Source organism: uncultured Metabacillus sp., assembly GCF_947503125.1.
Lineage (GTDB): Bacteria > Bacillota > Bacilli > Bacillales > Bacillaceae > Metabacillus.
This window is the reverse complement of record NZ_CANNCR010000097.1, coordinates 1-10121: the sequence shown is the minus strand read 5'-3', so window position 1 is coordinate 10121 and position 10121 is coordinate 1. Positions and strand designations below refer to the sequence as shown.

Annotated in this window: 15 protein-coding genes and 1 pseudogene; 14 read left to right on the top strand and 2 right to left on the bottom strand. The window is 33.4% G+C overall.

Annotation, left to right across the window (positions count from 1 at the left end):
• The 14 genes from Q1B07_RS25305 to Q1B07_RS25240 form a co-directional block, all read left to right on the top strand.
• A partial coding sequence (locus tag Q1B07_RS25305) for an NUDIX domain-containing protein (protein ID WP_299095119.1) occupies positions 1 to 429 on the top strand: 429 nt, incomplete at its 5' end.
• 137 nt (positions 430 to 566) lie between these two features.
• Positions 567 to 1271: an SAM-dependent methyltransferase gene (locus tag Q1B07_RS25300; protein ID WP_299095117.1), complete on the top strand. Its 705-nt coding sequence runs from the start codon at positions 567 to 569 to the stop codon at positions 1269 to 1271.
• Between the two features lie 130 nt (positions 1272 to 1401).
• Complete coding sequence (locus tag Q1B07_RS25295; protein WP_299095114.1) at positions 1402 to 1836, top strand: HIT family protein; 435 nt, start codon at positions 1402 to 1404, stop codon at positions 1834 to 1836.
• Positions 1837 to 1967: 131 nt separating this feature from the next.
• Positions 1968 to 2501, top strand: coding sequence for a GNAT family N-acetyltransferase (locus Q1B07_RS25290; RefSeq protein ID WP_299095112.1), 534 nt, complete (start codon positions 1968 to 1970; stop codon positions 2499 to 2501).
• Between the two features lie 137 nt (positions 2502 to 2638).
• Positions 2639 to 3070, top strand: coding sequence for a GNAT family N-acetyltransferase (locus tag Q1B07_RS25285; RefSeq protein ID WP_299095109.1), 432 nt, complete (start codon positions 2639 to 2641; stop codon positions 3068 to 3070).
• A 98-nt stretch (positions 3071 to 3168) separates the two neighbouring features.
• Positions 3169 to 3726, top strand: coding sequence for an HAD-IIIA family hydrolase (locus Q1B07_RS25280; RefSeq protein ID WP_299095107.1), 558 nt, complete (start codon positions 3169 to 3171; stop codon positions 3724 to 3726).
• Positions 3720 to 4349 carry a YdcF family protein gene (locus tag Q1B07_RS25275; RefSeq protein WP_366945289.1) on the top strand — a complete coding sequence of 210 codons (630 nt, stop codon included), beginning with the start codon at positions 3720 to 3722 and terminating at the stop codon, positions 4347 to 4349. Before Q1B07_RS25280 ends, Q1B07_RS25275 begins: the two co-directional genes overlap by 7 nt.
• A 177-nt stretch (positions 4350 to 4526) precedes the next feature.
• A complete protein-coding gene (locus Q1B07_RS25270; RefSeq protein WP_299095104.1) occupies positions 4527 to 4970 on the top strand; it encodes an NUDIX hydrolase in 444 nt (147 codons plus the stop codon).
• A gap of 79 nt (positions 4971 to 5049) precedes the next feature.
• A complete protein-coding gene (locus Q1B07_RS25265; protein WP_299095102.1) occupies positions 5050 to 5484 on the top strand; it encodes an NUDIX hydrolase in 435 nt (144 codons plus the stop codon).
• Positions 5485 to 5630: 146 nt separating this feature from the next.
• Positions 5631 to 6140 (top strand): SAM-dependent methyltransferase, encoded by a 510-nt coding sequence (locus Q1B07_RS25260; protein ID WP_299095101.1) that lies wholly within the window; start codon positions 5631 to 5633, stop codon positions 6138 to 6140.
• Complete coding sequence (gene spoIIP, locus Q1B07_RS25255; protein ID WP_299095100.1) at positions 6124 to 6639, top strand: stage II sporulation protein P; 516 nt, start codon at positions 6124 to 6126, stop codon at positions 6637 to 6639. The genes Q1B07_RS25260 and spoIIP overlap by 17 nt, the downstream gene beginning before the upstream one ends.
• 89 nt (positions 6640 to 6728) lie before the next feature.
• On the top strand, positions 6729 to 8057 hold the full coding sequence (locus tag Q1B07_RS25250) for a GIY-YIG nuclease family protein (protein WP_299095096.1): 1329 nt from the start codon (positions 6729 to 6731) through the stop codon (positions 8055 to 8057).
• Between the two features lie 155 nt (positions 8058 to 8212).
• Entirely contained in the window at positions 8213 to 8701 is a 489-nt protein-coding gene (locus tag Q1B07_RS25245; RefSeq protein ID WP_299095094.1) for an NUDIX hydrolase, read from the top strand.
• Positions 8702 to 9046: 345 nt separating this feature from the next.
• Entirely contained in the window at positions 9047 to 9307 is a 261-nt protein-coding gene (locus tag Q1B07_RS25240; protein WP_299095093.1) for a hypothetical protein, read from the top strand.
• A gap of 90 nt (positions 9308 to 9397) precedes the next feature.
• On the opposite strand, the pseudogene Q1B07_RS25235 reads toward Q1B07_RS25240, so the two are convergent.
• A pseudogene (locus Q1B07_RS25235) lies at positions 9398 to 9507 on the bottom strand (IS1595 family transposase); the annotation flags it as partial.
• A 206-nt stretch (positions 9508 to 9713) separates the two neighbouring features.
• The gene (locus Q1B07_RS25230; protein ID WP_299095091.1) at positions 9714 to 10058 is read right to left on the bottom strand and encodes a hypothetical protein; all 345 of its coding nucleotides are present in this window, start codon (positions 10056 to 10058) and stop codon (positions 9714 to 9716) included.
• Between the last annotated feature and the right edge of the window lie 63 nt (positions 10059 to 10121).

Here is a 10121-nt window from a genome sequence, read left to right as displayed (position 1 = left end):
GCAAAGGGTGGCTCTTTTCTCCGCAATGACTGGCTCAAAACTCCGCATAAGTGGCTCATTTCAACTGCAATAATCATACAGCACAGAACTGATGGTGGGTGGGGTTTACCTGGAGGTTTAATGGAATTAGGTGAAAGTTTGGAAGATACCGCCAGAAGAGAAGTGAAAGAAGAGACAGGATTGCTTATTGGTGATTTAAAGTTATTAGGTGTTTTTTCTGGTCCTGAGTATTACTTTAAGGTTTCTAATGGAGATGAATTATATTCAGTAACTGCCGTTTATTTAACAAACGACATTGAGGGTAAAATAGAGGTAGATAAAAGGGAATCTTTTGATATACAGTTCTTTAGTCTTAATTTATTACCAAAAGGATTAACTAAAGAATATCGTAGCTACATAAATCCTTATCTTGCAGAATTGACCAAATGAATTTCTTATTATGACTAACGAGGTGCATTCCTTTAATAAACGAGGCAGGTTTGTTAAATAAGAAAAGTAAAAAAAGGTTAACATTACCATTTTTCCGTGGTAATATGAATGTAATCTTTTAGAAGAGGTGAGTTTAGTTGAGTAAAGTTGAGCAGAGTACAAAGTTAGATTTAGAGCGAATTGTTTTTATTGGGAGAACCTTCGAAGAGTATTTTGATATGTTCTCGCTTTCAGAAGAAGAACTACAAGGAAAGAAAATACTCGATTGTCCAGCAGGAGCTTGTTCATTTACTGCTGTTGGTAACAAATCAGGTTTAGACGTAACAGCTTGCGATATTGCTTATTATCATTCGGGTGAAGACCTAAAAAATAAAGGTCTCCAGGATATTGAACACGCGATGGAGCATATGCAAAAAGCCCAAAATAATTATAAATGGAATTATTTTAAAGATATAGAAGGTCTTAGAAACCATCGTTTAAGTGCCTTACAAGATTGTGCCAAAGATATGAAGGAATCTAGTGAAAGGTATATTCCCGTTACATTACCTTCTTTACCGTTTAAGAATGAAGAATTTGATATTCTTCTCTCTGCACACTTTTTATTTATGTATGCGGATAGATTAGATTATCAATTTCACATAAATACGCTAAATGAGTTATTGAGGGTTACGAAAGAGGAAGTTCGTATTTTCCCTTTAGTTGATTTAGAGGGAAAAAGATATGAGCATTTAGATAAATTAATAAGTTATCTCGCTGACAATGGCTGTACAGTTGAAGAAGTGAAAGTTCCATATGAATTTCAGGCAAATGCTAACTCGATGTTAAAAATAAAAAAAGGCTAGTAAAGAAAGGTGCAACGATGAGACGTTGCACCTTTTATTGAACTAACGATCAGGTTAGTTGAACAAAGAGGACTTTTACTTCTTTATGTTGAATATCAGGATATTCACATTTTATAGGAAGTGATTAAATTTGAACTGCTTGGGATGTAACTTAGCTAATAAATTTGTACCTGTAAATGTAGTTTATGAGAACGATTTTATTTGTTGTATATTAGACCACGACCCATTTAATGAAGGGCACGTTATGATACTGCCCAAAAAACATTTTGAAGATGTTGATGAACTTGATGCAGATACAGCTAACTACATAATTCAGGCATCAAGGTTAATTTCAAAAGCTATAAAGACACTTTACAAACCTGATGGGATAACAATTTGCCAAAATGGAGGCATCTTTAGCGAATTATCTCATTTTCATATGCACGTTGTACCAAGGTATAAGCACCAGTCGTTTGCTGATTTCTATCTAGAAGTGCCTTTAAATAATGAAAGTACGAAAAATAAATTGTTAGAAACAAGGGATGAATTAGTAGAAATTATCCAAAAAATATATCATTCTTTTTAAGTTTAGATAGGGACTTTGTTCCAGCAGTCCCTTTTATTATTGAGCTAAAGGTGCAGTTTACTTCAACAAGGATTTATTGGTTGGCGTATTGAAATATTACAGATAACAAAGATAAGAGAGGAAGTTCAATATTGTATTATACATTGCAAACAGAGCGTTTATTTTTACGTCCTTATAAGTTAAATGATGCTCCAAGAGCCCAGAAATTAGCTGGTGTAAAAGAATTGGCGGAGACTACATTTTTACCCTACCCATATACATTAGAAGTTGCTGAAAATTGGATTAAAACTCATTCAAAACTTATTGAAAACGGAGATGCTTACCCCTTTGCTGTCACTCTTGAAAGTGAAAAGAAACTTATAGGAACAATGACTATCCGAGTTGATAAATTACATAATAAGGGTGAGTTAGCTTATTGGATAGGGAAAGAGTATTGGGGAAAAGGCTATGCAACTGAAGTTGTAAAAAAAGTAAATGATTTTGGATTTAATGAACTAAACTTAAATCGAATATGGGCACCAATAATGAGTAAGAATGAGGCTTCTGGTAGGGTATTAAAAAAAGCTGGACTTACATATGAAGGGACATTAAAACAAGATGTTTTAAGATGGAACCAATATGAAGATGTTGAAATATATGGGGTTTTAAAACACGATTACAATTAACTAATCTACTTAACTAACGGGTGCATTTCTACAATAGTAGAAATGCTTTTTTACTAGCTTCTGATTTCGTGAAGAAGGAATGTCAACTTGATAGTTAGAATAAAGTAAAGAAACATTATTAAAATGGAGGAGAGCTTATGAATATAAGAGAGGCTACAATAAATGATGTTCCTGAATTAGCTTCTTTAATGGACCAACTTGGTTATCCAACTTCAGTCGATACGTTTAAGCTAAGATTTAGTGCTATTACAGGAAATCAAAACTATCATACATTAGTAGCTGAATTAGATAGAAAAGTTGTTGGAATGGCAGGATTATGTTCAGGTTTGTTTTATGAATACGATGGTTCTTATGTCAGAATTGTAGCTTTTGTTGTTCACACTAATCATCGCAGAAAAGGGATAGGTAAAAAACTTATACAAGAGGCGGAATGTTGGGCTAAAGAACAAGGGGCTATTGCAATCGGATTAAATAGTGGCAAACGAGAAGAAAGAAAAAATGCACATCAATTCTATATTAATATGGGATATAAAGAGAAAAGTACTGGATTTTCAAAGAGTCTTGTTTAAGTAAAGGTGCAGTTTAGCTACATAAAAATGTTTTTAGAGGGATTAATAACTACTTCCTTGAATAATTCTTTAATAACATTTGTTGAGGGGAGATTAAAATGGAAAAATCTATACAGGCTGTATTTGTTGATAGAGACGGTACCATCGGAGGTAGTGACAGTGTAATATATCCAGGTGAATTTAAACTCTTTCCATTTTCTTCAGAATCTATCCAGCGTTTGAAAAATAATAATATGTTGGTTTTATCTTTTACCAATCAACCTGGAATTTCAAAGGGAGAAGCTAAAAGAGAAGAGTTTGAAAAGGAACTGATTGAATTTGGTTTTGATAAAGTTTATATTTGTCCTCACCAACATAACGATGGTTGTAATTGCAGAAAACCATCAATAGGAATGCTGTCAAAGGCTGCTAAAGATAATAATTTAGACTTAGAACATTGTGTAGTAATTGGGGATAGATGGACAGATATTATGGCTGCAAATGAAGTTGGTAGTATAAAGATTATTGTTCAGACGGGTGCAGGAAAGGAATCTATTCAAAAATACAATCACCAAGAATACAATGGGAATTGGGCAAAGGTAGAACCAGATTACATAGCAGAAAACTTATTAGATGCAGTAAATTGGTTACTTAATTGTCGAGGTGAAAAATGTTAATAAATATATCTCAGTTAGAACCTGATAAACTTACTGATTTACAAATGACAGAACTCCTTTATAAAAATTTAGAAGATGATAATGAAAAAGGTGATTTATTTTTTGTTCCAGGAAGTAATAAGGCTGTGGAATATCGATTGCCAAAAGCTATACAACTTTATAATGAAGGTAGAGCAAAAAAGATATTATTTTCAGGTGGAGTTATTTGGGAAGGAAATAAATTATCAGAGGCACATTTATTGAAACATAAGGCTATTGAGCAAGGAGTGCCCGAAGAAGATATTTTAGTTGAAGATATGTCACTTCATTCGAAAGAAAATGTACTCGCTTCATTGCTAGTCTTGGATAGAGAATTTTATTTGAATAACATTAAACGTGTAATAATTGTTACTACTATTTATCATATTCGTAGATTTTATTTAACACTTAAAACATATATGCCTGATTGGATTGAATATTCTCTGTGTCCAGTTAATGACAAAACAACGAAAGTTGATAACTGGTTTATGTATCCTTACGGTAGGAAAAGAGTAGAAATGGAATCGAGCAAATTAATAAAATATGTTAAACAAGGGATTATTGTTGATGATTTTGTTGAAATATCAGACGTACATTCAAAATAAGTTTGGATAAAGGATGTACTTCAACTAACGGGTGCAAAAGTTGAAGGTCGGGGCTGTCGTTACGGCAGCCTTTTCTTATTAGGTTAGGCATCCCTGTTGGAGGAGGAAAATAAAACCAAATGTCGAAGTTAGATAGTAATGAGAGTTATAAGGGAAATGTCTAATGGAGGTTTGTTTATGAGTACGCCAAAGCATATTATTTCAGCAGCCACGATTGTATTGAATGAACAAGGAGAAATTTTATTAATAAAAGGCCCACGTCGAGGATGGGAAATTCCTGGTGGACAAGTAGAAGAAGGGGAATCGCTTAAAGATGCAGCAATCAGGGAAGCAAAGGAAGAATCAGGAATCGATATTGAGATTACAAAATTTTGTGGAATATTTCAAAATGTAGATCGTTCAATTTGTAATACATTATTTTTAGGAAAAGCAATTGGAGGGGTTCCTACTACTAGTTCTGAGAGCCTAGAAGTAGGGTTTTTCCCAATAGAAGAAGCACTAGAAATGGTAAACTGGAAAAATTTTAGGAAGAGGATTGAATATTGTTTAAATGAAAGAATTCAACCTTTTTATCTAGAGTTTAATGGTAAAGATAACGAAGGAATTATTTATGAACTCTAAAAGTTGTCTAGCTTTGTTTTATTAAAGGGGCAGTTTTGTTGGAGAAAGAACTTCGTATTAATAAAGGGGGCACTATGAAGTGCAAATATGGTTTGGTTCTTCAGGTGTTTGTATTAATGAACACGGTCAATTGTTAATGGTCTTGCAAGGAAGACCCGAAGAGAAAAAAACGTGGTCTATTCCATCTGGAGGAAGAGAATACGATGAGACATTCGAAGAATGTTGTATTAGAGAAATTGAAGAAGAAACGGGATATACAGGCGAAATTGTTGAAGAAATTAAGATTAAAAGGATGACTTATGAACATCTTAATATATCAGCTGAAGCCCATTATTTTTTAGTAAAGGTTGTGGGTGGAAAAAGAAATTTTCAAGATCCAGATAATCTCATATATGATGTTGCTTGGAAAACCCTAGACGAAATAAAAATTTTAGAATTAACCTTCCCTGAAGATAGAGATTTTCTTGTTAACTACATAACGGAGGTATTCCATTCCAAATCCTTATTCAAGTAACGGGTGTGTTGATCCAATGAGGATTAACGCTTATTCTTGTTGAATTTTCTTGTACTATTGATACAGGTTAGATTAACAAGGATATTAAAAGCTTTGTATATTAATTATGATAACTAAATTAAAGATTAAAGAGGGAGCTACATTAATTGAATAAAATTATAGATGATATTAAGGTAGTTATCGGAGCAGGAGTATATGTTAATAACCCTGGATGGGTACATACTCAAGAAGAAGAATTAAATTTATTAGACGAAAATACGTGGCAAAACAGGTTCGATAAAAGCTCAATTACAGCTATATTAGCTGAACACGTCTGGGAGCATCTTACATACGAAGAAGGTTTGAAGGTAGCAAAAATGTGTTTGAAGTACCTTAAACCTTCGGGCTATATTCGCTGTGCAGTACCAGATGGCTATTTTCCAGATGAGTCCTACCAAAATATAGTTCAGATAGGTGGTCCTGGACCTAAAGAGCATCCAGCAGCTAGTCATAAAATCGTGCATAATTATAAAACCTTGGTAAAAATGTTTGAAACCGTAGGATATGAAGTTAAATTACTTGAGTACTGTGATGAACAAGGGAATTTCCATCAAAATTATTGGGATGGAGTTGATGGTGTAATTTTTCGCTCCAAAAAGTATGATCCTTTTATCTAAATCCTTAGAGAGAAAGGGAATACGATCTATTCATAATAAAGCTGATGTTCAAAAGATAGTAAAAGATAAAAAGATGACTTTTGCAATGTCTTATGAGGTAACAAGAGAAATGATTCAGGAAACGCTAGATGAACATCGAAACATAAAGCTTATGATCGATATTCATAGAGGTAGTTCAAAACACGAACAAACTACAGTTAATTTTAAGGGTAAACGGGTTTCACGAATATCTCTCGTAGTTTCCGAAGTAAGTAGTAAATTTGAGGAGAATTTAAAAATAGCAGAATTATTTCATAATAAATTAGAATTAAAGTATCCTGGAATTTCAAAAGGTATAATTTTTTCCGGGAAAGAAACGAATAACACATATAATCAAGACTTATTCGGAAATTCTCTTCTCATTGAAATAGGAGGGATAGAGAACACCTTGGATGAAGCATACAGAAGTAATGAGATACTATCGGAGATTATTTATGATGTGATGGATGAAATTGAATAAATAAATTGATTACAAAGTCCATACTATTTAACCCTTTGGTAAAATGTAGGTAAAGATTTCTTATCTAATGAGTTGGAGGGGTTGTGAAAATGGGTTTGTTCAGCAAATTTTTTGGAAATAAAAAGCAAGAAAAAAAGAATTATGACCAGAATGATCTCGAAGATACGAGAGAATTACTAAAACGAGAAAAAAAGAATAAACCATCTGAAAATGCAAACGATGTTGGAATAGGCTTTGGTGTATCTTTCAATATTTCATCTGATGAAAACGAAAACCATAGACTATCAATTTCTTCATCTCCTGTGGGTGTGTCTACTGGTAGTACAGCAACAGATTTTTATGTGTATGAATGGTTTATCAAAAATACTGGAGAAATATTCTATGTCGGAAAAGGACGTGGCAATCGTTATAAAGTGTTCCACGAACGAGCATATGAAGCTGAAAAAATTCGTAAAATGTATGATACTGACTATCACTTTGTTGGAACAGGGTTAACTGAAGAACAAGCGATAGAATTAGAGGATAAAGAAATAACTAGAATACTAAATGAAACAAACGATAGACTAACTAACCGCATAATCCCATTCTTCACTAAAAGAGATAACGGATATGACCGCAGCCCTAACACACCTGAGCTTCAATTTGAAACAGCTCCATATTTTTATGCAAGTGAGATAGACGAACATTACTTTGGAATTAAATCTCGATCATTTGATGATGTTAAGTACGAAAATTTAAAAGCAGTAGTCTTTATAACTCGAAATATACGAGATGAAATTAATATTATTTATGACGGGAAATTAGACAAGTGTAAAAGTGAAACAACAGCATTATTGTCAACAAACGGCAACAAAATACTTAAAAGTAAATATGCAAAATCAGTTACTGCTTGGATATATATTGGTGACGATTACGTAACGAATTATCAAAGAGATCAAGAGCAAGCATTAGAGAAGCTAGGGAGAAACATACCAACTTATCATTTAATTGATGTTTGGAAGTTTTTAAAAGAAAAGTATGGTGAAGTTGAAATAGATTCGTCAGAGAAGATACCGATTAATCCAATCCACAATCGAGTTCCACTAAAAGATATAAAGAACCTAAACGACTGGGATAAAAGCTTTGACGAAGGAATGCCGTATTGGGAAAAAGGTGATAAGGAACGAAAAGTTGGTAACCTTGAACGAGCTATTGAATTATTTGATATAGCAAGACACAACGGCTACAATGCTCCAGCATTATATAAGTCGTATGCAATGACATATCGAAAACTCAAGGACTACGACAACGAAATTGCAATCATTGATGAAGCGATTGAACGTTTACAGTCAGAAAAAATTAACGTAAATGAAACTCGCATAATGGAATTAAAAGAACGTCGAGCAAAAGCTCACGCATTAAAACAAAAACTAAATTAGTTCTAAATTTTAATAGAACCATCAGTTAAGGAAGGCCACTGACAAACTAACGGATTCATTTTTGATAATAAAAATAAGGAAGAAGTAAGCTTGATAAAATATAAAATCAGATGAAGAATTTATTATGATCAGTTCAACAAGTGGGGGGTAATCAGGTGGAACATAATAAGAAATTCCACCGTGCGTTTGGGGTGTACGGTCTGTACTTTAAAGAAGGAAAATTGTTAGTAATAAATAAAAATGGAGGTCCATATATTAATCGTTTTGACCTTCCTGGTGGCAGTTTGGAGGAGTCGGAAAGCCTGACAGAAGCAATGAAAAGGGAATTTTTTGAGGAAACAGGAATTGAGATAGAGATAATCAAGAACTTAGGTGTTATCGACTTTATGTTACCTTGGGTGTGGAAAGAGTTTTCTCACGTTCATCATATCGGGGTTTACTATTTAGTTGGTAAGATAGGTGGAAATCTTATTACTCCTAAACAATTTAACGGGCAGGACTCACTTGGAGCACTATGGGTTTCGGAAAGTGAAGTATCTGTCGAAAATGCGTCTCCATTGGTTCTTAAAGCTTTTGAATGGTTAAAAAACGGTGAATTAGGCTTAGATGTTCAATGCTATCAACAGTGGGAAGTAAAGAAATGACAGTGTTGACCAAACGGGTGGTTTTCCTTAAAGACCAGAAAAAAATGAAGCCTTTTCTTATTGAGCTAAAGGGGGGGGGAGTTTAAGTTAAGAAGGAGTTTAATTTATCTAAGTAGAAGCTTTAAAGCATAAAATAACAAAGGGGATATTGTTGGTTTTTTTGAGGTCAACAATTAAGCCTAATGAAGATTTGCTAAATCTTCTGGTATGGTATATCGTGGATTAGTTTAGAATGAGAGAAAGGAACGCAAAAGGTACTTTATAAGTATAAATAACTCTATACTAAGTAATAGCTTTTTGTTGCTAAAGAAAATTTTATGCACTGACTGCAAAGGGGAATTGTAGGTGAAAAGTAGAGAAGAATTAAAAAAGGAAATTATTGAACGACTTATTAATGGTGAACAAAAAAAGTTTGAAATAAAAAAGGTAGAGTTGTCCGAGGAATATAAGGAGTTTTTAATTGAAAAGTGTCAGTTTATTCGGATTCAAACACCAGAAGAAGCAAAAAAGGTGAAATATCCCAGTGTTAGCATTCAACAGTTTGTGACTATCAGTGAGCCTACCAAAAGAAAGTTTTTTGGTATTCAAATAGGGTGGTGGTACTAAGCACTTAGCTCCATCAAAAACCAGTGTATAGAATTACATATTATGCATAGATTTATTTCGATAAATGATTTATTTTTAATATGTGGGAATATCTACGAATTGGATATGGAAAATTCCCTTCTTCACTCGTTGTTTTTGGCGTTTAATAACTGTTTCGTGTTGTAGTTTCTTTTTTTAGCAACCAACTTATAATTGGTAGCCCTTATCTGTGTAGTTGTACTTAATTTTATTTAATGTGTGAAATTAATGATAAACACCTACTCTGTATATAAAAAGGTACATTCACTTATCCTTTATATTACAGAGTAGATGGTCTATTTTCTTCCACAAGATATCATCAATATGAACAGATACAAAATATATTAAATAATAATAATGAACTTTATATTCTTTGTATTAAAGTATCTTACTGAGGAAGAGTTTCTCTCTCTGTCTGCTGTTGAATCTGAGTAGCTCCTCTGATTACAGTACCCTGCCTATGTGCCCTTCTTTCTGGTTCTTGTAATGCGAATGAGGATGAAAAGATTCTTTCAATAAGTGTTTTCCAATCCCCTGTACAATCATCCCAAGTGTCACCCCAGTTTGAATTAATGTATCTGTAAGCTCGGTATGGTTTTTCAGAAGAAGGTGCTGGATAACCTAGAATATCCTCAATACAGTTTTCTAACGGGAAAATCCGATCATCGCCTACTAAGTCGAGTATTGGTTGATTAAATCTCTCTGCACCTTCAGTACCAGTTGTTATTGCCATCCCAAAATGACCAAAAGTTGACGGTATTGCCTGTCCAGAATTAGACGATTATAATGTCCATAT

Excerpts from the sequence above, each read along its gene's own strand:
- Q1B07_RS25285 (WP_299095109.1), top strand. The coding sequence starts at position 2,639 with ATGAATATAAGAGAGGCTACAATAAATGATGTTCCTGAATTAGCTTCT.
- Q1B07_RS25280 (WP_299095107.1), top strand. The coding sequence starts at position 3,169 with ATGGAAAAATCTATACAGGCTGTATTTGTTGATAGAGACGGTACCATC.
- Q1B07_RS25275 (WP_366945289.1), top strand. The coding sequence starts at position 3,720 with ATGTTAATAAATATATCTCAGTTAGAACCTGATAAACTTACTGATTTA.
- Q1B07_RS25270 (WP_299095104.1), top strand. The coding sequence starts at position 4,527 with ATGAGTACGCCAAAGCATATTATTTCAGCAGCCACGATTGTATTGAAT.
- spoIIP (WP_299095100.1), top strand. The coding sequence starts at position 6,124 with ATGATCCTTTTATCTAAATCCTTAGAGAGAAAGGGAATACGATCTATT.
- Q1B07_RS25250 (WP_299095096.1), top strand. The coding sequence starts at position 6,729 with ATGGGTTTGTTCAGCAAATTTTTTGGAAATAAAAAGCAAGAAAAAAAG.
- Q1B07_RS25230 (WP_299095091.1), bottom strand. The coding sequence starts at position 10,058 with ATGGCAATAACAACTGGTACTGAAGGTGCAGAGAGATTTAATCAACCA.